General features: G+C 65.7%; 23 protein-coding genes. 7 read left to right on the forward strand and 16 right to left on the reverse strand.

Going from position 1 to position 23232, the window contains the following annotated elements; all coding sequences use genetic code 11:
- Positions 1–4 precede the first annotated feature (4 nt).
- Positions 5–2368 (forward strand): ABC transporter permease, encoded by a 2364-nt coding sequence (locus AC2FLM_RS17210; RefSeq protein WP_496859277.1) that lies wholly within the window; start codon positions 5–7, stop codon positions 2366–2368.
- 5 nt (positions 2369–2373) lie between these two features.
- Positions 2374–3615 carry a permuted SH3 domain-containing protein gene (locus AC2FLM_RS17215; RefSeq protein WP_234144943.1) on the forward strand — a complete coding sequence of 414 codons (1242 nt, stop codon included), beginning with the start codon at positions 2374–2376 and terminating at the stop codon, positions 3613–3615.
- Between the two features lie 34 nt (positions 3616–3649).
- Here AC2FLM_RS17215 and AC2FLM_RS17220 read toward each other — a convergent pair whose 3' ends face one another.
- Positions 3650–5158, reverse strand: coding sequence for a fumarate hydratase (locus AC2FLM_RS17220; protein WP_496859278.1), 1509 nt, complete (start codon positions 5156–5158; stop codon positions 3650–3652).
- Between the two features lie 234 nt (positions 5159–5392).
- On the opposite strand from AC2FLM_RS17220, the gene AC2FLM_RS17225 reads away from it, so the two are divergent.
- The gene (locus AC2FLM_RS17225; protein ID WP_496859279.1) at positions 5393–6286 is read left to right on the forward strand and encodes an alpha/beta fold hydrolase; all 894 of its coding nucleotides are present in this window, start codon (positions 5393–5395) and stop codon (positions 6284–6286) included.
- Here the strand turns inward: AC2FLM_RS17225 and pqqE are convergent.
- The 15 genes from pqqE to AC2FLM_RS17300 all read right to left on the reverse strand — a co-directional run bounded on the left by pqqE (position 6283) and on the right by AC2FLM_RS17300 (position 20645).
- Positions 6283–7377 carry a pyrroloquinoline quinone biosynthesis protein PqqE gene (gene pqqE, locus AC2FLM_RS17230; RefSeq protein ID WP_496859280.1) on the reverse strand — a complete coding sequence of 365 codons (1095 nt, stop codon included), beginning with the start codon at positions 7375–7377 and terminating at the stop codon, positions 6283–6285. The two genes, AC2FLM_RS17225 and pqqE, sit on opposite strands and share 4 nt — an antisense overlap.
- Before the next feature lie 94 nt (positions 7378–7471).
- Positions 7472–7759 carry a pyrroloquinoline quinone biosynthesis peptide chaperone PqqD gene (gene pqqD, locus AC2FLM_RS17235; protein ID WP_234137958.1) on the reverse strand — a complete coding sequence of 96 codons (288 nt, stop codon included), beginning with the start codon at positions 7757–7759 and terminating at the stop codon, positions 7472–7474.
- Positions 7756–8481, reverse strand: coding sequence for a pyrroloquinoline-quinone synthase PqqC (gene pqqC / locus AC2FLM_RS17240; RefSeq protein ID WP_234137959.1), 726 nt, complete (start codon positions 8479–8481; stop codon positions 7756–7758). Before pqqC ends, pqqD begins: the two co-directional genes overlap by 4 nt.
- A complete protein-coding gene (gene pqqB, locus AC2FLM_RS17245) occupies positions 8478–9365 on the reverse strand; it encodes a pyrroloquinoline quinone biosynthesis protein PqqB (RefSeq protein WP_496859281.1) in 888 nt (295 codons plus the stop codon). The genes pqqC and pqqB overlap by 4 nt, the downstream gene beginning before the upstream one ends.
- A gap of 27 nt (positions 9366–9392) precedes the next feature.
- Entirely contained in the window at positions 9393–9500 is a 108-nt protein-coding gene (pqqA, locus tag AC2FLM_RS17250; RefSeq protein ID WP_011047241.1) for a pyrroloquinoline quinone precursor peptide PqqA, read from the reverse strand.
- An 85-nt stretch (positions 9501–9585) separates the two neighbouring features.
- Positions 9586–11799, reverse strand: coding sequence for a hybrid sensor histidine kinase/response regulator (locus AC2FLM_RS17255; protein ID WP_234169829.1), 2214 nt, complete (start codon positions 11797–11799; stop codon positions 9586–9588).
- Positions 11800–11805: 6 nt separating this feature from the next.
- A complete protein-coding gene (locus AC2FLM_RS17260; RefSeq protein ID WP_496859282.1) occupies positions 11806–12975 on the reverse strand; it encodes an FIST N-terminal domain-containing protein in 1170 nt (389 codons plus the stop codon).
- Positions 12976–13005: 30 nt separating this feature from the next.
- Positions 13006–13710, reverse strand: coding sequence for a response regulator (locus tag AC2FLM_RS17265; RefSeq protein WP_234138120.1), 705 nt, complete (start codon positions 13708–13710; stop codon positions 13006–13008).
- Between the two features lie 223 nt (positions 13711–13933).
- Positions 13934–15712 (reverse strand): PQQ-dependent methanol/ethanol family dehydrogenase, encoded by a 1779-nt coding sequence (locus tag AC2FLM_RS17270; RefSeq protein ID WP_496859283.1) that lies wholly within the window; start codon positions 15710–15712, stop codon positions 13934–13936.
- A 290-nt stretch (positions 15713–16002) separates the two neighbouring features.
- Positions 16003–16410 (reverse strand): c-type cytochrome, encoded by a 408-nt coding sequence (locus AC2FLM_RS17275; RefSeq protein ID WP_234218803.1) that lies wholly within the window; start codon positions 16408–16410, stop codon positions 16003–16005.
- Positions 16411–16525: 115 nt separating this feature from the next.
- On the reverse strand, positions 16526–17317 hold the full coding sequence (locus AC2FLM_RS17280; protein WP_234137965.1) for an ABC transporter permease: 792 nt from the start codon (positions 17315–17317) through the stop codon (positions 16526–16528).
- Positions 17314–18045 (reverse strand): ABC transporter ATP-binding protein, encoded by a 732-nt coding sequence (locus AC2FLM_RS17285; protein ID WP_496859284.1) that lies wholly within the window; start codon positions 18043–18045, stop codon positions 17314–17316. The genes AC2FLM_RS17280 and AC2FLM_RS17285 overlap by 4 nt, the downstream gene beginning before the upstream one ends.
- Complete coding sequence (locus AC2FLM_RS17290; protein ID WP_496802794.1) at positions 18042–18488, reverse strand: hypothetical protein; 447 nt, start codon at positions 18486–18488, stop codon at positions 18042–18044. Before AC2FLM_RS17290 ends, AC2FLM_RS17285 begins: the two co-directional genes overlap by 4 nt.
- A gap of 13 nt (positions 18489–18501) precedes the next feature.
- Entirely contained in the window at positions 18502–19458 is a 957-nt protein-coding gene (locus AC2FLM_RS17295; protein WP_496859285.1) for a YVTN family beta-propeller repeat protein, read from the reverse strand.
- 5 nt (positions 19459–19463) lie between these two features.
- Positions 19464–20645 carry an ABC transporter substrate-binding protein gene (locus tag AC2FLM_RS17300; protein WP_496859286.1) on the reverse strand — a complete coding sequence of 394 codons (1182 nt, stop codon included), beginning with the start codon at positions 20643–20645 and terminating at the stop codon, positions 19464–19466.
- Between the two features lie 156 nt (positions 20646–20801).
- Between AC2FLM_RS17300 and pedF the strand changes: the two genes are divergently transcribed.
- From pedF to AC2FLM_RS17320, 4 genes are all read left to right on the forward strand, one after another.
- Positions 20802–21476, forward strand: a complete 675-nt coding sequence (gene pedF, locus AC2FLM_RS17305; RefSeq protein WP_496859287.1) for a cytochrome c-550 PedF — start codon at positions 20802–20804, stop codon at positions 21474–21476.
- A 2-nt stretch (positions 21477–21478) separates the two neighbouring features.
- Positions 21479–22390, forward strand: a complete 912-nt coding sequence (locus tag AC2FLM_RS17310; protein ID WP_496859290.1) for a substrate-binding periplasmic protein — start codon at positions 21479–21481, stop codon at positions 22388–22390.
- Positions 22391–22505: 115 nt separating this feature from the next.
- Positions 22506–23033 (forward strand): SRPBCC family protein, encoded by a 528-nt coding sequence (locus tag AC2FLM_RS17315; RefSeq protein WP_234144954.1) that lies wholly within the window; start codon positions 22506–22508, stop codon positions 23031–23033.
- Between the two features lie 50 nt (positions 23034–23083).
- Positions 23084–23232, forward strand: a 149-nt coding sequence (locus AC2FLM_RS17320) for a 2Fe-2S iron-sulfur cluster-binding protein (protein WP_496859291.1), incomplete at its 3' end; no start/stop codon positions are given.

The following is a 23232-nucleotide window of genomic DNA, read 5'->3' on the forward strand; positions in this document are numbered from 1 at the left end:
GGCGATGTCACCGCTGAGCATCAAACTCGGCCGCGATCTGTGGCGGATCAAGGGGCAGGCCGTCGCCATCGCCCTGGTGGTGGCGGTGGGTGTGCTGCTTCAGGTGATGCAAACAGGCCTGGTGCGCAGTCTCGACGAAACACGGCGGGCCTATTACGAGCGCTACCGGCTGGCCGAGATCTTTGCCCCGGTCACCCGAGCGCCGGTCCATACGGCGGCCGAGCTGAGCAAGATCGACAGTGTCGCGGCGGTCGAAACCCGGGTTGTCGGCGCGGCGCTGATCGATCTGCCCGACGCGGCGGTGCCGGTGCGGGCACAGGTTGCCTCGCTGCCCGCTCAGGGCGCCCCCCGGCTGAACGACGTGCTGGTCACCGACGGGCGCGGCTTGTCGCGCGAGCGGCCCGACGAAATCCTTCTTTTACAGGGGTTTGCCAAGGCGCATGGGCTGCGGCCGGGTGACCGCATCAGCGCCACGATGAACGGGGCGCGGCACGAGTTCGCGATTTCCGGCCTCGCCGTCTCGCCCGAGTTTCTCTATACAACCGCGCCGGGCGAACTGGTGCCCGACGATCGCCGTTTCGCGGTGCTCTGGATGACCCGCGCGGCGCTCGAGGCGGCCTTTGACATGGATGGCGCGTTCAACGAGGCGCTTCTGTCGCTGTCGCGCGGCACCGAGCCCGAGGCGGTGATGGCCGAGGTCGACCGGCTGCTTGACCGCTACGGCGGCACCGGCGCCTATCATCTGGACGATCTGCCTTCGAACAAGTTCGTGGCTGAAGAGATCAACGGTATCCGGCAGACTTCGGCCACGGTGCCGCCGGTCTTCATGGCGGTGGCGGCCTTCCTCCTCTATATCGTGATCTCGCGCCTGGTGGATGCCGAGCGCAAGGAGATCGGGCTGATGAAGGCCTTTGGCTATACCAGCTGGGAGGTGGGGGCGCATTACCTCAAGATGGTATTGGTGATCGCGGTGGGCGGCGCGCTGCTGGGCGGGGTTCTGGGCATCCTCGCGGGGCGCTGGATGGTCGATCTCTACATGCTCTACTACAAGTTCCCCTTTCTGCTGTTCCGGCTCGACCCGTCCAGCTTCGCCATCGGGTTTGCCGTCAGTGTTCTGGCGGCCTCGGCCGGCGGGCTCCTGGTGCTGCGGCGGGTCTTTGCCCTGACTCCGGCGGTGGCGATGCGCGCCGCCGCGCCTGCCGACTATAGCCGCGCGCGCCCGTTGGGGGGCTGGATGGGCCGGGTGCTGGACCAGCCTACCCGGATGGTGCTGCGCCGACTGGCACGTCAGCCGCTGCGCATGGGGGGGGCGATTGCCGGGGTGGGGGCGGCCACCGCGCTGGGGGCGGCGATGGCCTCTCTGCTGGCCAGCTATGACACCATGGTCGAGATGAGTTTCGGCGTCATCGACCGCAGCGATGTCACGGTGTCCTTCATCCACCCCATCGCCGAGCAGAGCCGCCACGACCTTGCCGCCATTCCCGGCGTGATCGAGGTGGAGCCGATCCGCGTGGTCAGCGCGGTTCTGCGCAACGGGCGCCACAGTTATCGCGGCGCAGTCAACGGCATGACCGTGGCACCACGCCTCTATCGCGCGGTCGATGCCGATATGGCCGATATTCCGATCCGTGCAGATGGAATCATCCTGTCCACCGGCCTTGCCCGCGCGTTGGATATCCAGGCAGGCGACCGGCTGACCCTCGACGTGCGCGAGGGCCGCCGCCCCATCGTCGAGGTACCAGTCAGCGGCGTGTCGGAAAGCCTGATCGGCTCGCCCGCCTATATGGAGATCGGCGCGCTGAACCGGCTGCTGAAAGAGCCGTTGCGCATCTCGGGTGCCTTTCTGCGGGTGGACCCAGCGCAGGGCGACGAGATCTATCGGACCCTCAAGGACCGGCCCATGGTGGCGGGGGTTGCGCTGAAATCCGAAAGCCGCGCCGCGCTACGCAAGATGATGGATCAGGGCGCCGGCGCCATGCGCTATGTCATGGCGGTGATCGCCGGGGTGATCACATTCGGTGTCATCTACAATGCCGCGCGGGTGGCCCAGGCAGAGCGCAAGCGCGATCTAGCGGGGTTGCGGGTACTTGGCTTTACCCGCGGCGAGGTCGCCTTTGTCCTGTTGGGAGAGCTCGCGGTGGTGGTGCTCTTGGCGATGCCGCTTGGCGCGCTGGGCGGCTATTGGCTGAGCTTCGCGATTTCGGCGGGGTTCAGTACCGACCTGTATCAGATCCCGGCCAGTTTCGGACTGGCCGGTTTCGGCCAGGCGATGATCGTGGTGCTGATCGCGGCGCTTACGTCGGGCTGGCTGGTGAAACGCGATATCGACAGGACCGACCTGATCCTGGCGCTGAAAAACAGAGAGTGACGAGAGTGGCCCGGCAACAAAGACGATCCCGCAGCGTTCTGACCCTCGCAACCGCCCTTGGTGTGGCCGGGTTCCTGGCCTTCGCCTTCTGGCCGCGCCCGATGCTGGTGGATATGGCCGAGGTCCGGCAGGGCCGCATGGTGCTCACCATCGACGAGGAGGGGCGCACGCGGGTCAAGGAGCCCTATGTGGTCTCGTCTCCGGTTGCGGGCGAGTTGCAGCGCGTCACGGTCGAGCCGGGCGAGGTGGTCGAGCGTGGCAAGACCGTGGTGGCGCAGATGCGCCCCGCCAACCCCTCGGCGCTGGATATACGCACCCGCGAACAGGCCCATGCCGCCGTCACCGCCGCCGAGGCGGCGCTGCGGCTGGCCCATGCAGACCTGAACGCGGCCGAGGCCAAGCGCGACTTTGCCGAAAGCGAGCTGGAACGCGCCGGCAAGCTGGTCGAGCGCGGCGTGACCAGTCAGGTCACCCTGCAACGGGCCGAGCAGGAGGCGCGGGTGGCGCGCGCCAATCTGGACACGGTGGGCGCGGCCATCGCCATGCGCGAGGCGGAACTGGCCAATGCCCGCGCGCAGCTGATCGGATTTGACGACGCGGCGTTGGGGGCCGCGCTCTCCGAGCGCAACCCCGACGGCCACAGTATTCCGCTGCGCGCGCCCATCGACGGCACCATCCTGAAGGTGATTCAGAAGAGTGAGACGACCCTGCCGGCCGGTGCCCCGATCCTCGAGATCGGCGATATCGAGGGCGATCTGGAAGTGATGGCCGAATTGCTCTCCTCGGACGCGGTGCAGGTGCAAACCGGGGACCGGGTGATCATCACCAATTGGGGCGGCGCGCGCGATCTGGCCGGGCTTGTCACCCGGATCGACCCCTATGGCTATACCAAGCATTCCGCCCTCGGGGTCGAGGAACAGCGGGTACAGGTCATCATCCAGTTCGAGACGCCCAGCGACGAGCGCGAGAACCTGGGCCATGGTTATCGTGTCGAGGTGCGGATTGTTGTCTGGGAGCGCGCGGATGCGCTGATCGTGCCCTCGGCGGCGATCTTCCGCCATGGCGACGCTTGGGCAGTCTTTGCGGTCGAAGAGGGGCGCGCGGTGCTGCGCGAGATCGAGGCCGGGCGCAACAACGGGCGCGAGGCCGAAGTCCTGTCTGGGCTAAAGTCCGGCGCGCGGGTGGTACTGTTCCCCTCGGCGGAACTGGTCGAGGGCGCGAAGCTGGCACAGCGCCAACTTGATTGAGCGGCGCGCGGGATCGCCCCGCGCGCCATGTGCCTCAGCTGCCCGCAGCAGTGGCGCGGCGCCACTTGGCCGGGCCGCTCTGGTGGATCGAATTGCCTTTGGTGTCGACCGCGACGGTCACTGGCATGTCCTCGACCTTGAGTTCGTAGATGGCTTCCATCCCGAGGTCCTGGAACGCGACCGGCTTGGCCGCCTTGATCGCCTTGGACACCAGATAGGCCGCGCCCCCCACCGCGATCAGATAGGCAGCCTTGTGCTTGGCGATCGCCTCGATGGCGACCGGGCCGCGCTCGGCCTTGCCGACCATCACCTTGAGTCCGGTATCGCCCAGGATACGGTCGGTGAACTTGTCCATCCGGGTCGAGGTGGTCGGGCCCGCCGGGCCGATCACCTCGTCGCCCACCGCATCGACGGGACCGACGTAATAGATCGCCTTGCCCTTCAGATCGACGGGCAGCGGTTCGCCCTTGTCGAGCATGTCGACCATCCGCTTATGCGCGGCGTCGCGGCCGGTATAAAGCGTGCCCGAGAGCAGCAGCGTCTGTCCCGGCTCCAGCGCCGCCAGCGCGCTGTCGTTCAGATCGTCGAGGTTGAGCCGCGTCGCCTGCGCCCCGGCCGCATCCAGCAGGATGTCGGGATACAGGTCCATCGAGGGCGGGGTGAATTCAGCGGCCCCCGACCCGTCGAGGGTGAAATGCACATGCCTTGTGGCGGCGCAGTTGGGGATCAACCCCACGGGCAGCGAGGCCGCATGGGTCGGGAAGCTCTTGATCTTGACATCAAGCACGGTGGTCACGCCGCCCAGACCCTGTGCGCCGATACCCAGCGCGTTGACACGGTCATAGATTTCCAACCGCAGCTCCTCGGTCTTGTCCGAGGGGCCGCGGCGCAGCAGGTCGGACATGTCGAGCGGTTCGCTCAGCGCCTGTTTCGCCAGCGCCATCGCCTTGTCGGCATTGCCGCCCACACCGATGCCCAGCACGCCCGGCGGGCACCAGCCGGCACCCAGCGTCTCGACCGTCTGCACCACCCAGTCGGCCACATTGCCCGAGGGGTTGAGCGTGGTGAATTTCGACTTGTTCTCGGATCCGCCACCCTTGGCCGCGACCTCGACCTCGATCGTGTCGCCCGCGACCATCTCGACCGTCAGCATGCAGGGCGTGTTGTCGCCCGAGTTCTTGCGGGCGCCGAACGGGTCGACCACCACGCTGGCGCGCAGCGGGTTGGTGTCGCGCTGGTATCCCTGGCGGGTGCCCTCGTCACAGATCTCTTGCAGCGAGCGGCTGAAATCGGTCTTGGCCTGGACGCCCACCTTGACGTGGATATTGGCGGCGCCGGTATCCTGACAGATCGGGCGGCGGCCCATGGCGCACATGCGCGAGTTGACCAGGATTTGGGCCATCGCGGCCTTGGCGCCGGGGTTTTCCTCGCGCTCCCAGGCGCTGGTCATGGCCCCGATGAAATCTGCCGGGTGGTAATACGAGATATATTGCAGCGCCTCGGCGATGCTTTCGATCATGTCGCTTTCGCGGATCACGCCCATGTCGGTCCTCCTGGGTGCGGCGGGCCGCGCCGGGGGCGCGCGGGTTGCCGGGTTGCCTGGTCTTAGGTGTCTGGCCACGCAAAGCGGCCGGTTTATGCGGGGTTTAGCGCGATTCCGGGGGGTGCTGCCATAGGGATATGCCCGGTGCGGCCTCGCGCCCCAATCGGGGCTTGCCTGTTGTGGCGCACTGGCGCAGCCTGCCGCAGTGGTCACGAAACAGGAAGGGCGGCGAAGATGCAGCAGCGAACCGTTACCGCAGGCGTGCTCGCGGTCACCTATCTGGAGACGGGGCCCACCGATGGCTGGCCCTGTATCCTGAGCCATGGCTTTCCCTATGACGTGCAGACCTATGCCGAGGCTGCGCCGCTGCTGGCGGCGGCGGGGGCGCGGGTGATCCTGCCCTGGCTGCGCGGCTATGGCCCGACCCGGTTCCTGTCGCCCGACACGCCCCGCTCGGGCGAGCAGGCGGCGCTGGCCGCCGATCTTCTGGCGCTGATGGATGCGCTGGGGATCGGGCGCGCGGTGCTGGGGGGCTATGACTGGGGCGGGCGCGCCTCTTGCATTGTCGCGGCGCTTTGGCCCGAACGGGTCGAGGCGCTGGTGAGCGGCAATTCCTACAACATCCAGAACATCCCCCGTTCGGGCGAGCCCGAGGCGCCCGAGGTCGAGGCAAGTTTCTGGTACCAGTACTACTTTCATTCCGAGCGCGGGCGGCGCGGGTTGGAACGGGACCGCCGCGCGCTGGCCCGAACGCTCTGGCGCATGTGGTCGCCCACATGGGCATTCAGCACGGCAGAGTTCGACCGCACGGCGGACGCCTTCGACAACCCGGACTTTGTTGACGTGGTGATCCATTCCTATCGCCACCGCTTCGGCCTGGTGCCGGGTGATCCGGCCTATGCCCATATCGAGACGCAGCTGGTGGCCCAGCCCAGGATCAGCGTGCCGACGGTGGCAATCGACGGCAACCGCGACGGCGTGAACGCCGGAACCGCAGGGCATGCGACACAGTTCACCGGCCCGTTCGACTATCGGGTTTTCGAGGGTGCGGGCCACAACCTGCCACAGGAGCGGCCCCGTGACTGGGCGCAAGCTGTGCTGGATGCGCGGGCACTGGCGCGCGCCTAACCTTTGCGCGGCATCCGGCGATAGGTGAACTCTGCCGCGTCCCCCTCGGCCAGCGCGGTCTCGAGCAGCGCGGTGACCTTGTGGTGATCGGGTGAGCGGGAGCAGACAGGATCGGTCGCCGCCGCGTCGCCGGCCAGCGCCAGCGCTTGGCAGCGGCAGCCGCCAAAGTCAATTCCGACCCGCTCGCAGCTGCGGCATGTCTCGGGCAAATGGTCGGTGCCGCGATAGGCGTTGAAGGCGGCGCCGTCATACCAGATCTCGCGCAGGGTTTTATCGGGGAACCGGTCAAAGTCGAGATGCGGGATGGTCTCGGCCGCGTGACAGGGCAGCACGGTGCCATCGGGCGCTATGTTCAAACCTGCCGAACCCCAGCCGCCCATGCAGGCTTTTGGATAATCGGCGTAATAGTCGGGTGGCACGAAATCGAAGGCGAGCGTGCCGCGCAGCCGCGCCTCGGCCTCGGCCACGATCCGCTTGGCAGCCTCGGTCTGGGCGCGGCTGGGCAGCAGCGCGGCCCGGTTGCGCGTGGCCCAGCCGTGGAACTGCACGCAGGCCACTTCGAGCCGGCGGGCGCCCAGCTCGATGGCCAATTCGATGGTGCGTTCAAGGTCGTCGAGATTGTGGCGATGCATCACCGCGTTCAGGGTCAGCGGGATGCCGCGCGCCTTGATCTCGGCGGCTACTGCCATCTTGCGGGCAAATCCGCCCTTGTAGCCGCCGATGCGGTCGGCCAGTTCGGGCGTGGTGCCTTGCAGCGACAGCTGGATATGGTCGAGGCCCACGGCCTCGAGCGCGTCGAGCCGCGCGGGGGTCAGACCGATGCCGCTGGTGATCAGGTTTGTGTAGAGCCCTGCCTCATGGGCCGCGTGCGTCAGGTCGACGAGATCGGGACGCGAGGCGGGTTCGCCGCCCGAGAGATGCAGTTGCAGCACCCCCAATTCGGCAGCCTCTCCAAAGGCGCGCGCCCAGGTTTCAGTGTTCAGCTCGTTCTCCTTGCCGTGGAGCGCGAGCGGGTTTGAGCAATAGGGGCAGGCCAGCGGGCAGCGATGGGTCAGCTCGGCCAGCATGGCGATGGGGGCGGGAACACTCATGCCGGACGCCTCGCCGCCGGAATTCGGCACGAATTCCGGCCCGGAAAACCGGTGGTTTTCCGGATCGTTTTCCGTGCCGGAAAACGCCGCCCCGTCATGGCGACACCATCAGGAACATGCGGGCGCGCAAGCCTTGCAGAAAGGCCTGCACATCCTTCTCGATCTCTGCCCGGGGCGCGTCATAGGCGGCCGCCAGTTGGTCGACCAGCGCCGCCAGGCTGGTCTGCCCGTCCACGCGCGACAGGATCGCCTCGCCCACCGCATCCAGCGCCACTGCCTTTTCCGGCGCCAGCAGCACAAGGCCGCCGCGCACCCGGTCCGCCACCAACCGCACGCCGCGCGGCAGATAGGGGCGGTCGGTGGGGGCCAGTGCCAGCGTCATGCCATGCCCTCGCCGGGGCGCCATGCGCCGGGAGGCACATGGCCGTCGACATAGGCGCCCCAGAGCGCGTCGAGCTGCGCCCAGAGAACATCCGTCTTGAAGATCAGCGCCGCGCAGGCCATGTCGGCCTTCTCGGGCGTATCCGCGTGGTCCAGCACCCAGCCCAGCCCATAAGCCACGTCGCGCGGCGCCTCGGTCAGGCGTTTGCGGAAGTAACTCAGGCTGGTGTCGTCGGCGAAATCATAGTGCCTGAGCAGCCCCTCGATCCGGTTCTCGTGGATTTTCGGCGCGAACAGTTCTGTCAGGGACGAAGCCACCGCCTGCAACAAAGGTTGTTCGCGGACATAGTGGATATAGGCCTCGACCGCAAAGCGGGTGGCGGGCAGGATACCGCGCCCCGAGGCCACGTAATCGGGGTCGAGCCCCACTGCCTCGGCCAGTTTCAACCAGCGCCGCAGCCCGCCGCCGCTGTCGACACCGCCATCGTGATCCTCGATCCGCGACCGCCAGGCGCGGCGGATATCGGGATCGGCGCAGCGCGACAGAAAGGCCGCGTCCTTCATCGGGATCGCCGCCTGATAGGCCCATCGGTTGATCACCCAGGCGCGTACCTGATCGGGGGTGCAGTCGCCGCCATGCAGCTTGTGATGAAACGGATGCTTGTCGTGATAGCGTTCGGCGCCGATGGCGCGCAGCCGGGCCTCAAGGTCTTTGCGGCTCATAGCACGATCTCCAATCCGTCATGGGCCACCTGCCAGCCCTGTCGCGCCACTTCGGCGCGCTCGGCGCTGTCCTCGCGCCAGACCGGATTGGTGTTGTTGATATGAATATAGGTCTTGCCCGCTGTGAGGCCGGCCAGCCGCAGCAGCGAACCATCGTCGCCCGAGATCGGGATATGTCCCATGCGACGCCCGGTCTTGATGCCGGTGCCGCTGCGGATCATCTCGTCATCGTCCCAAAGCGTGCCGTCGAACAGCAGATGATCGGCATCCGACAGCCGGTCCAGCAGATCGTCGGGCACATGGGCGCAGCCGGGGATGTAATAGGCGGTGCTGCGCCCGTCGCTGAGGCGCACGCCGACCGTCTGTTCGCCGATCAACCCGGTATCGACGGTCTCGCCCTCCATGAACAGAGGCACCTTGCCGGGCACCGCGAACAGCATGGCCTGCAGCCCGTCATGCAGCGCAAAGGGCGTGTCCAGAGCGACGCGGCGGCGGGCGACCTTGTCGCGGGCCAGCGCGTCAAAGATACGGTTGCCCTCCAGAACCTCGTGAATACCGGCCGTGGCAAACAGATCAAACGGCGTCTGCTCGCGCAGCGACAAGAGCCCGGCGATATGGTCGATATCGCCATTGGTCACCAGCGCCGAGGCCACGGGCGAGCCGCGCAGGCCTTGCGGGTGCAGCACGGCCCGGTCCTGCATCTGCTGGCGGATATCGGGCGAGGCATTCAGGATCGACCAGCGCGATCCGTCAGCTGATACCGCCAACGACGATTGGCCGGACGACCTGAGTCGCCCGGCACGCGCATCGTTGCAATTGACGCAGCCGCAATTCCATTGCGGCAAGCCACCACCGGCCGCGGCACCCAGAACGACGATCTTCATCTTCGGGCCTCCGCGGCGGGGTCGTGGTTACAGGATCGGGTCGGTGCCGCGACCGCCTTCATCCTCTGCCGGGGCGTACATGTTGATTTCCATGCCGCAGTTCACTTCACGAAGCTTCGGAGCCGTCCAAGCCATTTTTCACCTCCACTGGCTGATTGTCTTGTCAGTCAGCCTACCCCGTGGGGCCGGACTGGCAAATGCTCCTTTGGTCGAATGTCGGTCAGGATGTGCTGGCGGTGGCCCCGGACAGAAATCCGCGCAGGGCTTCGGCCGCGATCGGCTTGTGAAACAGCTCCCAGCCTTGCTGCACGCAGATGTCGATCACCGCCGGAGAGCGCGAGGCTGTGATGATGCATGACGGTACCGGCCCGAGACGGGTACGGATCATGTTGAGCAGCACGGTCCCCATCTCGCCCCGGTCCAGTTGCAGATCGGCGATCACCGCATCGGGCTGAATGCCTTCGTCGTCGATTAGCGCCAGCGCCTCGGCGATCGAGGCGGAGGGCAGGACACAGACATCCCAGGCTTCCATCGCGATGGTCAGCGCGTTGCGCAATTCGGCATCGTTCTCGACCAGCAGCACGATCAGGCCGTTCAGCCCCGACGGAGCCAGTGCAGGGCCGGAGGTGCGGCGGAAACTGGTGAAATCCGGTGTCGGCGCCACCGACAATTCTACTAGAAACCCCGAGCCGCGTCCCACGGTCGAAACCAGATCGAGCGGATGGCCGAGCAAGGCGCAGGCCCGCTCGACAATGGCCAGTCCCAGCCCCATCCCCTCGGCGGCCGAGGCGGCGGCGTCGAGCCGCTGGAATTCGCGAAAGATGATATCACGCTGTTCGGCGGCAATGCCCGGTCCGGTATCCCATACCTCGAGCCGCACCGATTTGCCCCGCCGCCTTACCCCCACCACGATCTTGCCCTTGCGGGTGTACCGAATGGCATTGACGATCAGGTTCTGCGCGATGCGGCGCAAATAGGTAGCGTCCGACAGCACCACCGCGCCCGACGGGATCACCCGCAACTCCAGCCCCTTGGCGCGGGCGGTGGGGCCCAGTTCTTCGGCCAGTTGTGCCAGGATCACCCCCAGCGGCACCGGGGCACGATGCACTTCGGCCTTGCCGGAATCGAGGGTCGAGATATCCAGCAGCGCCTCGAGAATGGTCTCGACACTGTCGAGCGAGCGCCGGGCCTTGTCGGCGATCTGGTGAATCTGGGTGGGGTCCTGACCCGGCTCGATCGAGGCCATGTAGAGCTTGGCCGCCGAAAGGGGCTGAAGCAGATCGTGGCTGGCCGCCGCGACAAAGCGCGATTTCGAGGCATTGGCGCGCTCGGCCTCGGACAGGGCGTCTGCCAGTTCCAGCGTGCGTTCGGCCACCCGCGCCTCGAGCAATTCGTTGGCTTGTCGGATGGCGCGCACCGCGGCGCGTTCTGCGGACACGTCGCTGAACGAGATCACAAAACCGCGGTCCGGCATCTCCTGGGCATGTACCGAGAGGGTCTTGTTCTCGCCCTGGCGGATCTCGAACCCGATCGGCGGGCGGCCGTCGGTGGCGGTGATCCAGGCGCGGATGGTTTCCTCGGTGATGCCGTTCGAATATGAGGCGTTGCGGGTAAAGCCTTCGAATAGCGAGAAAAACCGCACCCCCATCGAAAAGCGCCGGGCCGGGATCGACAGCATCTCCCCCACCCGCTGGTTCCAACCTGCCAGCCGGCCCTGATTGTCGAAGATGCACACGCCCTGATCGAGATGTTCCAGCGTGGCGCGGATCAGCCGCGCCTGATCGTCCAGCATCCGGTCGCGTTCCTGCCGCTCCAGTCGCATGATGTCGCTGACATCGGTTTGCAGGATCACGGTGCCGCCATCGGGGGTGCGATGTTCGCTGACCTGAACCCAGCGGCTGCCGACCATGCGGACGTTGAAGATGACATGATCGTCGGTGTGCCGCCGCATCCGCTGTGCCGCCCAGTCGCGCGGTGTCTTGTTTTCCGGCAGGGACAGATAGCGCGAGCCGCTGACCAGATCGACATATTGGCGAAAGGTGATGCCGGGGCGGAACCGGTCTCGGATATCAGGCATATGCAGGCCAAAGCGCGAGTTGCACATGACCAGCCGCTCGTCGGGATCGAAGAGGGCAAACCCCTCCTGCACCGTCTCGATGGCATTGGCCAGGTTCGAACGCGCCTCTTCGGTGGCGCGGTTGGCCTCGGCCAGGCGGGCGTTGGAGTCGTTGAGAAGGTCGAGAGCGCGTTCCAGGTCGCGGGTGCGGTTGCGCACCTCTTCCTCGAGCAGGGCGGCGCGCTCGAACTGGGCATAGGCCGCGCCAGAGGCGTCGGTGGCCTGTTCCACCCGGCGCATCAGCGCGGCGTTGATCTTGACCAGCTTCTCGATCTGCCGGTCCGGCGTGTCGGCGGGGTTGAGCAGCGATCCCGGCATGGGGCCTCACAAATCGTCGGGTGGGTAGATGGCCACGCCGGTCAGCGTCTGGTTCACATGCATCGAGTTGAACTGTTCGCCATACGTCGAGAAACCGACAACACGATTCTCTCGCAGGATGTCTGACAGCGCACCCAGAACCTGTTTCTGCTGCGCCTCCATCCGCCGCAACAGGCAGTCGCAGCCCAGGATCACCGCGGGCGGACCATCGGTCGAAAGGCGGGACAGTTCCTCGCGCAGATGCTCGCGCATGTCGCGCGCCTCGGCCAGGGTCAGCACCAGCCCCTCGTCGATCGCGGAGAAGAATACCAGGTCGCCATTCTCGGCCACCCGCTGGATCGAGCGCACATGATGCTGGCCCCCGATCCGGACTACGACCGGGTGGGCGGCAAAGGTAAAGGTCGTGAGTTGTTCGGGATCCTTGCCCAGAATGCGCGCATATTCGCGCGCGGCCGGTTCGGCGTTGAGCTCGTGCACCAGCCGCCGGTCGGGATTGGCGCCGGTGACCACCATGCGTTGTTCGGTGGGCGACAGGTGGTCGGTCTTGAACACCTGGATCGGGCAGCGGGTTCGGACCTGCATCAGCACCGCGGCGTTGCTGTGGGCGCGGCCTTCGTGGAACACGAAGGTGGCACCGAACCGTTCGCCATCGCCCGCCGATCCGCCAAACAGCGGTACCGGCCCAAGCCCGATGGCCAGATCCGAGACCAGCCGGTCCTCGAGCGTTGACAATCCGTCGATCAGCAGAAAATTGAACTCGTGTCCCCAGTCGGGCTGGGCAACGGCCAAGTCGTTGCGGGTCTGGATCATCCGGTCGATCAGGGCCTGGGGATCGTAGTCGAGGAGATCGGGGATCAGCATCGTCTGCGCCTTGAAATAGGCCCGAGGCATGCCGATGGCGACAATCTCTCCCTCGGTATAGCCGGCGGCCGAAATTTCGCCTGCCGTGGTGCAGCCGACAATCCGCGTACCGGGGAGGACCACGGCGGCGCGGGCCAGAAGGGCAGGGATATCCGCCTGGGGCGAGGCCATCAAAAGCAGCAGTTCCAGTTCGACCGGACCCAATGCTTCGGCCAAGGCCTCGACGGCATGCGGATGGTCGTGGTGCACCGAGGCGGTGCACAACACCAGCGGCGCAGCCTGTGCCGCGCGGATCGGACCCTGACTGAGGTCCAAGCGCTCCTCCCTTTTCTCCCGACTGGCAGGTTATGCCTGTTTCTGCGCCTCTGGCAAGAAACTCGAGAAACTGGTCTTTTTGGCGATCAGCACCGCCTGGGTGCGGCTTTGCACCCCGAGCTTGCGCATGATGGCGGTGACATGCGCCTTGACCGTCGTTTCGGCGATCGACAGGTCGTAGGCGATCTGCTTGTTGAGCTTGCCCTCGCAGACCAGTTGCAGGATGCGGGCCTGCTGGTTGGTCAGCGCCGAGAGGCGGGCCAGCGCATCCTCGATCTCGGGCCCGTCGCCCCCATCACTGGCGATATCGACAAAGCCTTCGGGGGTGAAGACGGCGCCGGTCGAGACGGTTTCGATGGCGGTGCGAAACACTTCGCGTTGCGAATGCTTGGGCACGAAACCGGCCGCGCCTGCCTGAATCACGCCCGAAATGACCCGGTTGTCGGCCATGGAAGAAACCACGATGACCGGGGCGCGGGCGGCGGTGCGGATGCGGACCAGCCCGTCGAGCCCTTCGACATCGGGTAGGTTGAGGTCGAGGATGACCAGGTCGGGGGCAGGGTGGTTGCCAAGCCAGTCCAGCGCCTCCTCGAGCCGGGCCAGCGTCTGCACGGTACGGATACCGGACACGGCTTGCAGGGTCATCGACAGGGCATCACAGAACAGTGGGTGATCGTCGACGATAAGGGCGGAGCGAAGCGGCTGCGCCGGCGATGTCCCTGCCTGGGTCTGCATGATCCGATCCATAGTTTTGTTCATGCTACAACTGTAACGCGGGTGCGGCGAAACGCCATTGGCCAAAGGTCTAATACCGGGTCCTACCATCTGGCGATGGCGGAATTCTGCAAGAATTCCGGGCCGGAAAACATTGTTTTCCGAGCCGTTTTCCCTTGGAAAACGGCAAGCCAACAAAAAACGCGCGCCCGGGGGGCGCGCGTTTGCGTCAATGGCGATGCCGTCAGTTCGCGGCGGCCAGCTGCTTGGGCAGCTTGAAGGTCCAGAGCGTGCCGCCCTGGTTGAGATAGTTCACCTTCTTGGCAACCTCGCCACCCCAGAGAGGCACAGCGCCACCCCAGCCGGAGATGACCGAGACATATTGCTCGCCGCCCATCTCCCAGGTGACGGGCTGGCCGACGATGCCCGAACCGGTCTGGAACGACCACAGGACCTCGCCGGTTTCGTCGTCAAAGGCGATGAACTTGCCCTCGGGCGTACCGGTGAACACCAGCCCGCCGGCAGTGGTCATCACGCCACCCCAAAGCGGGGCGTCGTTCTTGAACTCCCACTTCAACTCGCCGGTATCGGGGTCGATCGCCTTGAGGCTGCCGATATGGTCCTCATAGTTCGGCTTGATGGTGAAGCCCGCGCCCAGGTAGGCCGCGCCCTTCTTGTAGGTGATCGGCTCGTTCCAGATATCCATGCCCCATTCGTTCGAGGGCACGTAGAAATTGCCGGTCTTCTGGCTGAAGGCCATCGGCATCCAGTTCTTGCCGCCAAGGAACGAGGGAGAGGCAAAGATCACCTCGCCCTTGGCGCCATCGGCCGCCGCTGCCGGGTCGCCGGGGCGGTTGTCTTCGTTGAAGATCGGGCGCCCGTTCTCATCCAGGCCCGAGGCCCAGGTGATATCCTTGACGAACGGCACGCCGCGCACGAACTTCCCGTCCTCACGGTTCAGCACATAGAAGAACCCGTTGCGGTCGGCGGTGGCCCAGCGCTTGTTACCGTCGCGGTCGGTATAGGCCACGACCTCGTTCACACCGTCATAGTCCCAGCCTTCGCGCGGGGTGGTCTGGAAATGCCACTTGATCTCGCCATTGTCGGGATTGATGCCGATGCGCGAGGCGGCATAGAGGTTGTCGCCCGAACCATCGTTGTTCTGACCGGCATCGCGCAGCCAGCTGTTCCAGGGGGCGGGGTTGCCGGCGCCAAAGACCAGCGTATCGGTCTCGGCGTCATAGGAGCCGCCCAGCCAGGTGGCGCCGCCACCGGTCTTCCACATGTCACCCGGCCAGGTCGCGTTCAGCGTGCCGGTCATGGTGCTTTCTTCGCCTTTGAAGGTGCCCATGTGGCCTTCGATCACCGGACGGGTCCAGACCATCTCGCCGGTCTCGGCGTCGCGTGCCTGCACTTCGCCGACGATGCCGAACTCACCGCCCGAGTTGCCGGTGATCACCAGCCCCTTCACGATCAGCGGCGCGGCGGTATAGGAGTAGCCTGCCTTGTAATCGGCGATCTTCTTGTTCCAGACGACATCGCCGGTTTTCAGGTCAAGCGCCACGATGCGGGCGTCGAGCGTGCCGAAATAGATCTTGTCGCCATAGATGGCGCCGCCCCGGTTGATCACGTCGCAGCAGGGCAGGATACCCTCGGGCAGGCGGGCGTCATATTGCCAGAGCTCTTCGCCGGTGTTGACGTCGATGGCATACATCCGGCTGTACGAGCCGGTGATATACATCACGCCGTCATGGACCAGCGGCTGGGTTTCCTGCCCGCGCTGTTTCTCGCCACCCAGGCTGAAGGCCCAGGCGGGCATCAGGTTCTTGACATTGTCCTTGTTCAGAATGTCCAGCGGGCTGTAGCGCTGCAAATGCCGGCCCATGCCGTTGGTCAATACGCTGGACGTGTTGGCCGTGTCATTGGCCAGGTCCTCTTCGGTGACACCGGCCGCCAGCGCGGTGCTGTGCCAGCCCGCTGTCGCGACCAGGCCCGCCACTGCGGCCATGATGATCTTGTTCATCGGTTTCCTCCCTTGCATCCTCTCCAAGCCGAACCACCCCAAACCTCGGGTTTTTGGCTGAGCGGTATTATTGGAACGAAGCCGCTCGCGCGAAATTGAACAAAGGTCGTAGGGTCAACCAGAGGTGTGTCGGAGGGGGCATGACCAAAGGCAAGCCGCGCCCGTCAGTATGCACGACACGGGTTCATCTTTTGCCGAAGGTTTGCGGTTTTATATATTGATTTTGAACAAAAAAGAACTCATGTTCACCCCGACGCCGGACCGTCCTGTCCGGCGTCGGGGTCCGGGGTTCAGTCCGAGATCTTCTTGGGGTCGCGGGTGCTGAGGCTGGCCAGATAGGCCAAGATGAAATCCTGCACGGTGCGGTCCTCGATCCCGACATGGCGCATCTTTGTGCCGGGCATGAAGCCGGTATTGTCCTCCATCCATGCGCGCAGCGCCGCTGGCGTCCAGACGATGCCCGAGGCCTCGAGCGCGATGGAATAATCATAGTCGGGATAGGTACCGGCCCCGCGCCCCAGCACGTTTTCCAGCGGTGGGCCATAGCTCTCGTGATCGCTGTCCGAGGCATGGCAGCGCCGGCATTCGGCATCATAGAGCGCCGCGCCGGCCTCGATCTTGATCTGTTCGAATTTGGTGTCGGCCAGGGCGGGCGAAGCCGCCATCATCAGCGCCAGCGCATAGGAAACAGGTCTCATTTCTCACTCCTGAATGAGGTCCCCGCCGGGGCGGGTGCAAGCGCGCGTTTCCTGCCGCAGTCTTAGCAAGCGCTGGAGCGGTTTTCCCTTGTTCTTTGGTCGAAGGTGAGGCGGCTCAACCCTTGCGCCGCAGCAGGCCGCGCGCCGGGTCATACCCCCAAAAGGCCAGCCCCAGAAACACCGCCCCCGCCAGCACGGTCCAGCCCAGCGCGGGTCCGTTGAACTGGCCGTAGAGCGCAAAGCGGATCAGTTCGACCGCATGGGTGAACGGGTTCACCGCACAGATATCGCGCAAAAGGGTCGAGCTTTCGGCCATCTTCCACAGCGGGTAGAGCGCGGTGGACAAAAAGAACATCGGAAAGATGACAAAGTTCATCACGCCCGCGAAATTCTCCAGTTGCCGGATCAGCGAGGACAGCGCCAGCCCCAGCGCGCCCAGCATGATGCCCGCAACCACCAGCGCCGGCAGCACCGCGACATAACCCCAGACCGGAAGCTGGATGCCAAAGGCCGCCGCCACTGCCAGAAAGCAATAGGTTTGCAGGATCGAAATGGCGGTCGAGGCGAGCAGCCGGCAGAACAGGAGCCACCAGCGCGGCAGGGGCGAGGTCAAGAGCAGCCGCATCGACCCCATCTCGCGGTCATAGACCAGGCTGAGGCTGGATTGCATACCGTTGAACAGGGCAATCATGCCGCAGAGGCCCGGCACGATATAGACCTCGTAGGTGATATAGGTCTGATAGGGCGGCGTGATCGACAGGCCCAGCGCGGCGCGAAACCCGGCGGCAAAGACCAGCAGCCAGATCAGCGGCCGCACCAGCGCCGCCACGAACCGCCCCCGCTGGCGGACAAAGCGCAGCGCCTCGCGCAGCACGATGGCGCGCAGGGCGATCAGCGCGGCATTCATGCCTGTTCCCCTATGCGGTCGGATGTCTGGGCCAGAAAATACTCACGCAGCGGCAGCGCCCCGCGCAGCGTGCCCGCGGTGCCGTCCTGCAACAGCCGCCCGCGATGCAGGATCAGCAACTGGTCGTCATCCTCGATCTCGTCGGTCAGATGGGTGGCCCAGAGCACGGTCAGCCCCCGTTCGTGCGACAGCGCATGCACATGGTCGGTGATCGCCTTGCGGCTGGCCGCGTCCAGTCCCACGGTCGGCTCGTCGAGCAGCAGCACCGAGGGGTCGTGGATCAGGGCGCGCGCAATCTCGGTCCGGCGCCGGTGGCCGCCATTCAGGTCGCGGGCGCGCTCGTGGGCGCGGTCGCTCAGGTCGAGCCGCTCCAGCGCCGCGGCGATCCGGGTTTGCGCGGTGCGCCCCGACAGCCCGTGCAGGGCGGCGAAATAGGTCAGGTTGCGCATCACGCTGAGATCCAGATCCAGCGTCGGCTGCTGGAACACGACCCCGATCCGCGCCAGCGCCGCGCGCGGATTCTTAGACAGGTCATGCCCGGCGACCGAAATCCGGCCCGAACGTGTGGTAAAAAGCCGGGTCAGCAAGGAAAACAGCGTCGATTTCCCCGCACCATTGGGCCCCAGCAACGCCGCAAACCGGCCCGGCGCCAAGTCATAACTGACGGTGTCGAGCGCCTTGCGGCTGCCATAGGAATAGTCGAGATTTCGGACGCTTAGCCCTGTCACTTGATGGTGATCTCCAACCGCTGGGTTTCGCCGGTGCTGCCCGGTACCTTCAGGTAATAGCGGCCCGGCTTGATCGCGACAAAGCCTATCTCCATCTCGCCCGCCTCGTCGAATTCGACCGAGTCGAGGCCCAGCGGCCGAATCTCCAGACCTTCGACCACGATCTCGTCGATCCAGATGGCGCGAAAGAACTCAGGCCCCACCAGCGCCAGCTCCTGGCTGCCGTCGCCCTGGATCTCGAACTCGTAATAGGTGCCCGATTGCAGCACCCAAGGCGCATCGGCCAGCGGCATCCCGGCCGACAGGATGATCGGCGGCAGGTCTTCCTTGTTCTTGGCCGAGAGCAGCCCGGCCAGACCCAGCCGACCGTCGTCGCCGTCGGCCTGTGCGTTCAGGGGCAGGGCCGCAACCAGAAGGGCGGCAAGACAGGGTTTCAGCATCATGTGTCCTTTCCTCTCACGGGCGCAGGGCGGCGCCCCAGGGGAAGCGCCCGACCTTGATGGATTTGACCGCCTCACGGCGGGCCACGTCGATCACCGTCACGTCGCCCGAAACGCCGTTGGTGGTGAACAAGAGCGACTTGTCGCTGTTGAACGCCATGTGCCAGACCCGGCGGCCCACAAGGATGTAATCGACGACCTCATAGGTCTCGGTATCCACCACCGCCACATGGTTCGATGGGCCAAGCGCAACAAAGGCGGTTTTCTCATCCGCCGTCAGCTCGAACCCGACCGGCTGCACCCGGTCGGGATGCACGCCCTTGACCTCGAAGGCGATCTTGGCCTTTTCTGCCTGGGTGGCCACGTCGAACACGGTCACGGTGCCCCCGATCTCGGAGCTGACCCACAGCTCGGCCCCGTCATGCACGAATTCGGCGTGGCGCGGGCGGGCATCGACCAGCGTATTGGCAAAAAGCTGTCGCGTCTCGGTGTCGATCCAATGCGCCATGTTGGTGGTTTCAGAGGTGGTGATGGCGATGCGGCCATCGGGGCTGACCGCCATGCCCTCGGGTTCGATGCCCACGTCGATCTGGGCGATGACCCGGCGGGTTTCGGTATCGACCACGGTGGTGATCGCGTCATCCTCGTTGGCGATATAGAGATGCCGATCATTGGGGTGCAGGACAAATTGCTCGGGGTCTTCGCCCGAAGGCAGGTCGTGCAGGATCTCACCCGTCTCGGGGTCCATCACCTGCACCGTGTCGCTGTCCGAGGCACAGATATAGACCCGGCTGAAATCGTGGGAAAAGGTGATGCCGCGCGGCCGTTCGCCGGTCGCGATGGTGCGCACCACCTCGAGCGTGGCGACGTCGATCACGCTGATCGTGTCATCCTTTTCATTGGTGACCCAGATTTCCTCGGCGGCCAGCGGCGCGGCGAGGGTCAGGGCGAAAAGGGCAAGGGCAGTCCGCATGAGGCTCACTCCTGAAACGCGGTGCAACGGGATTCGGGCGCGTCGAGGCCCAGCGTGTCAAGCTCGCTGCGCTGGTGCAGGAAGCCTTCGACCGGGGCCTGCATCACCACCGCGCGCTCGGTGACCACCGGGATCGGCTGGCGCAGCTGGCCGTTCCAGGGACGAAAGCTCATCGGGCGGCCCTTGAACCCGGCCAGTTCGAACGCGTCCGACAGGATATAGGCGCGCAGGGTGGCGGGATCGGTGCTGTTGGTGCGGGTAACCGCCTCGCCCAGCACACGCAGCGCCGCCCAGGCGGCATAGTCGCGCGGGCGCATGTCTCGGCCGGTCAGGTCCCAGAACCGCGATTGCAGCTGTGCCGCGCCCCATTGTTCCACCACCCGAGACCAGGCAACGGGCACCAGCCCCTCGGACCCGGCCACCGGGCGCGGCGACCAGGTATTATAGGCGATATAGCGCCCGAAATCGCCGATCTCGTCAGCGACCAGCAGGATCTCATGCTCGGCGAAATCCTGGGTGAACAGCGGCACTTCCTGGCTGGCATTGCGGCGCATGTCGGCGTCAAAGGGCCAGGGTGTGTCGGCCACGATCCTGAGGCCGAACTTGGCCGCCGAGCGACGGAGCGCCTCGGCATAGGCCAGGTCTGGGGCGCCATGGCCGGTGATCATGGCCAGCCGCGAGAACCGCTTGCGCTGCAACACCTGCATCAGCGCATCCGCCCGCATCGCCAGCGAGGGCACCGTGTGCAACAGGTTGGCGCGGCAGTCGGCATCGCGTAGCGCGCTCTCTTCGGCAGCGGCGTTGAACAACAGCGCGCCCTGCGCCTCGGCCAGATCGGCGATGCGAAGCACCGCCTCGGCGGGGGCGTCGATGACCAGCATCCGCGCCTCGGCCAGCGCCGAGCGCGCCGCCGCCTCGAGATCGCCGCCGATCGCGACCTCATAGGTGTCGAGCATATAGGTCTGGCCCAGAAATCGACCGCTGGTCCGGTTGTCCTCCAGCCCCAGCCGGGCGCCGTCCAGGCCCAGCCCGGCGGGCTCGGGATCGAGATTGGACAGGACCGGCGGACGCTCGACCTCCTGACGCAGATAGGCCACGCGCAGCTGCACCTCGCCCAAGGCGGGCAGGGCGGCCATTCCCATCGCCAGTGCTGCGATGATCGGTCTCAGCAGGCTTTGCACGCGCATTCTCTCTCCCTTGTTGGCCAAGGCTAGAGCGCGCGTGCGGGACGGTTCTATTCGACCAAAGTCCACATTCCCCGGCAGATCAAACCAAGGTCGAATACCAGCGCAGGGTTCGAGGCGTTATCACCAGCCCCGAACGAGGAGACTGGAGGACCGCAGATGATCAACGCTGCAAAAGCAGGTGCATTGGGCCTGTGCCTGAGCGCGGGGATGGCGCTGGCGCATGGAGACGTCGCACCGCAACCCGTCAACACCGACGCCCTGCCTGATGTGGGCGAGGAATGGCTGATCGAGAACCCCTATCGCGCCGAGACGGCGGGAGAAGAGGTCTGGGCCGCCGCCATCCGGATCGGCGATTCCGGCTATAACCAGAACTGCGCGCGCTGCCATGGGCTGGGCGTGGTGTCGGGCGGTCTGGCGCCGGACCTGCGCTATCTCGAGGCCGCCGAATACGGCGATGAATGGTATGTCGAGCGGTTCCGCCATGGCTATACCCAGAACGGGATCACCAAGATGCCCGGCTTTGGCGAACTGCTTGGCCAAAAGGCCGCCTGGGCCATCCGCACCTATATCGAGACCCGGCCCGACGACGGGGCGCTCGACGCCCATACGCCGCGCCTGAAGGAGATCCGCGACCAGCTTGCGGCGGGCGAGGGCGATGTGGCCGCATTGGCTGCCGAACTGACCCAGATCGCCGCCGAGGTCGAGACCGCCTCGGGCGCGCCGGTGGCCGACAGCGCCGCCTCGCGCGCGGCGACCCTGATCTCGGGCAACGCGCCTGATTTCACCGCCGCTGCCGAGGCGCTGACCATCGGCCTGTCGGCGGCCCATTGAGCATGGCGCGGGCGGCGACGCTGCGGGTCGCGCTGGCGGTGTTGCTGCTTGGGACCGGCTTGGCGCCGGCCTGGGCACAGACCCGCTGCGCCGATCACGTGCCCCAGGCCCGCCCTCAGAATGCCAGCCGCGATATCGTCGGCGCCGATCTGGACACGATCCAGGAACGCGGCTGGATATCCTTCGCCGTCTACGAGGACTATCCACCCTGGAGCTGGGAAGAGAATGGCGCGCCAAAGGGTGTCGATATCGATCTGGGCCGCCTGATCGCCGGGGAACTGGGGGTCGAGGCCCGTTTTACCCTGGTCGCGGCGGGCGAGAACCTCGAGGCCGATCTGCGCAACTGGATCTGGAAGGGGCCCATCGTGGGCGGGCGGGTCGCCAATGTGATGCTGCATGTGCCCTATGACAGCAACTTTGCCTGCCGGGTCGAACAGGTGGTGTTCACAGGACAATACCATGTGGAGCGGATGGGGATCGCCTTTGGCAAGGCAGAGTATCCCGAGGACAAACCGGTTCCGGCCTATTTCCGCTTTGACACGGTTGGGGTCGAGAACGACTCGATTGCCGATTTCTACCTCACCGCCTTTCCCGGCGGCCAGCTGCGCGGGAATATCCGTCGCTATCCCGACATGGGTGCGGCGATGGCCGGGCTGGCGGCGGGCGAGGTCAAGACCGCGATGGGGCCGCTGGCGCAACTGGAACATGGACTGACCGCGGATCTGGATGTGCACAGCCCGCCCTTGCCGGGCTTTGCGACAGGCAGCTGGACGGTCGGGGTGGGGGTGCATTTCGCCTATCGCCCGCTGGCCTATGCCGTCGACGATGCTATCGTTGCCGGGATAGGCGACGGTCGGATCCAAGAGATTTTCCGCAGTTACGGGCTGACCTTTTCGCCACCCGAGCTGCGCTGACAGGGCGATCGACGCGCCCCGCAGGCGGCCCTTCCGGGGACGTCTACACCCAAGGTCGAATGGAACAACCCGACCGCGCCGCGTAGCGTGGTCGCAACGGACGGAGACGAACGACATGGAACTGAGCGATTCAAAGGTGATCGCGGCGGACCGGGAAACGGTCTGGGAGGCGCTGCTCTCGCCCGATGTGCTGAAGGACTGCGTACCCGGCTGCCAGGAGATGAGTGGCAACGCCGAGGACGGGTTCGAGGCCACGGTGGTGCAAAAGGTCGGGCCGGTAAAAGCCACGTTCAAGGGCGGCGTGACGCTGTCCGACATGGTGGCGCCCGAAAGCCTGACCCTGACCGGCGAGGGCAAGGGCGGGGCCGCGGGCTTTGCCAAGGGCGCGGCGCGCGTGCGGCTTGAGGCGGGCGAGGACGGTACCACCGTCCTGTCCTACGAGGTCGAGGCCAAGGTTGGTGGCAAGCTGGCCCAGCTGGGCAGCCGGATCATCGACGGTTTCGCGCGCAAGATGGCCGACCAGTTCTTCACCCGCTTTCAGGAAGTGGTCGAGGGACCGGGTGAGACCGATAGTCCGGAGGTCGCGGAAGGGTCCGGCGAGGTCAGGAAAAAGGGGTGGTTCAAGCGGGTTATTTCCGGCTGAACCGGTGCATGAGAGAACGACAAGGGAGGATTATCGTGTCTGAGATAGAGATGGTCGTGAATGGGCGCAGCATGCGGGGGTCGGTAGAGTCCCGTGATTTGCTGGTTGATTTTTTGCGGGACGGGTTGTCGCTGACGGGGACGCATGTTGGGTGTGACACGGGTCAGTGCGGGGCATGCGTGGTGCATGTTGACGGGGT

The organism is Ruegeria sp. SAZD011 (assembly GCF_059612545.1).

What these genes read in the sequence shown, in the direction of transcription:
- AC2FLM_RS17255 (WP_234169829.1), bottom strand. Translation starts at nt 11,799, where the DNA reads ATGCCGGGATCGCTGCTCAACCCCGCCGACACGCCGGACCGGCAGATC.
- AC2FLM_RS17290 (WP_496802794.1), bottom strand. Translation starts at nt 18,488, where the DNA reads ATGATGCTGAAACCCTGTCTTGCCGCCCTTCTGGTTGCGGCCCTGCCC.
- AC2FLM_RS17210 (WP_496859277.1), top strand. Translation starts at nt 5, where the DNA reads ATGTCACCGCTGAGCATCAAACTCGGCCGCGATCTGTGGCGGATCAAG.
- AC2FLM_RS17275 (WP_234218803.1), bottom strand. Translation starts at nt 16,410, where the DNA reads ATGAGACCTGTTTCCTATGCGCTGGCGCTGATGATGGCGGCTTCGCCC.
- pqqC (WP_234137959.1), bottom strand. Translation starts at nt 8,481, where the DNA reads ATGAGCCGCAAAGACCTTGAGGCCCGGCTGCGCGCCATCGGCGCCGAA.
- pqqE (WP_496859280.1), bottom strand. Translation starts at nt 7,377, where the DNA reads ATGAGTGTTCCCGCCCCCATCGCCATGCTGGCCGAGCTGACCCATCGC.
- pedF (WP_496859287.1), top strand. Translation starts at nt 20,802, where the DNA reads ATGATCAACGCTGCAAAAGCAGGTGCATTGGGCCTGTGCCTGAGCGCG.
- AC2FLM_RS17265 (WP_234138120.1), bottom strand. Translation starts at nt 13,710, where the DNA reads ATGCAGACCCAGGCAGGGACATCGCCGGCGCAGCCGCTTCGCTCCGCC.
- AC2FLM_RS17310 (WP_496859290.1), top strand. Translation starts at nt 21,479, where the DNA reads ATGGCGCGGGCGGCGACGCTGCGGGTCGCGCTGGCGGTGTTGCTGCTT.
- AC2FLM_RS17280 (WP_234137965.1), bottom strand. Translation starts at nt 17,317, where the DNA reads ATGAATGCCGCGCTGATCGCCCTGCGCGCCATCGTGCTGCGCGAGGCG.
- AC2FLM_RS17295 (WP_496859285.1), bottom strand. Translation starts at nt 19,458, where the DNA reads ATGCGGACTGCCCTTGCCCTTTTCGCCCTGACCCTCGCCGCGCCGCTG.
- AC2FLM_RS17225 (WP_496859279.1), top strand. Translation starts at nt 5,393, where the DNA reads ATGCAGCAGCGAACCGTTACCGCAGGCGTGCTCGCGGTCACCTATCTG.
- AC2FLM_RS17300 (WP_496859286.1), bottom strand. Translation starts at nt 20,645, where the DNA reads ATGCGCGTGCAAAGCCTGCTGAGACCGATCATCGCAGCACTGGCGATG.
- pqqD (WP_234137958.1), bottom strand. Translation starts at nt 7,759, where the DNA reads ATGACGCTGGCACTGGCCCCCACCGACCGCCCCTATCTGCCGCGCGGC.
- AC2FLM_RS17270 (WP_496859283.1), bottom strand. Translation starts at nt 15,712, where the DNA reads ATGAACAAGATCATCATGGCCGCAGTGGCGGGCCTGGTCGCGACAGCG.
- pqqA (WP_011047241.1), bottom strand. Translation starts at nt 9,500, where the DNA reads ATGGCTTGGACGGCTCCGAAGCTTCGTGAAGTGAACTGCGGCATGGAA.
- pqqB (WP_496859281.1), bottom strand. Translation starts at nt 9,365, where the DNA reads ATGAAGATCGTCGTTCTGGGTGCCGCGGCCGGTGGTGGCTTGCCGCAA.
- AC2FLM_RS17220 (WP_496859278.1), bottom strand. Translation starts at nt 5,158, where the DNA reads ATGGGCGTGATCCGCGAAAGCGACATGATCGAAAGCATCGCCGAGGCG.
- AC2FLM_RS17315 (WP_234144954.1), top strand. Translation starts at nt 22,506, where the DNA reads ATGGAACTGAGCGATTCAAAGGTGATCGCGGCGGACCGGGAAACGGTC.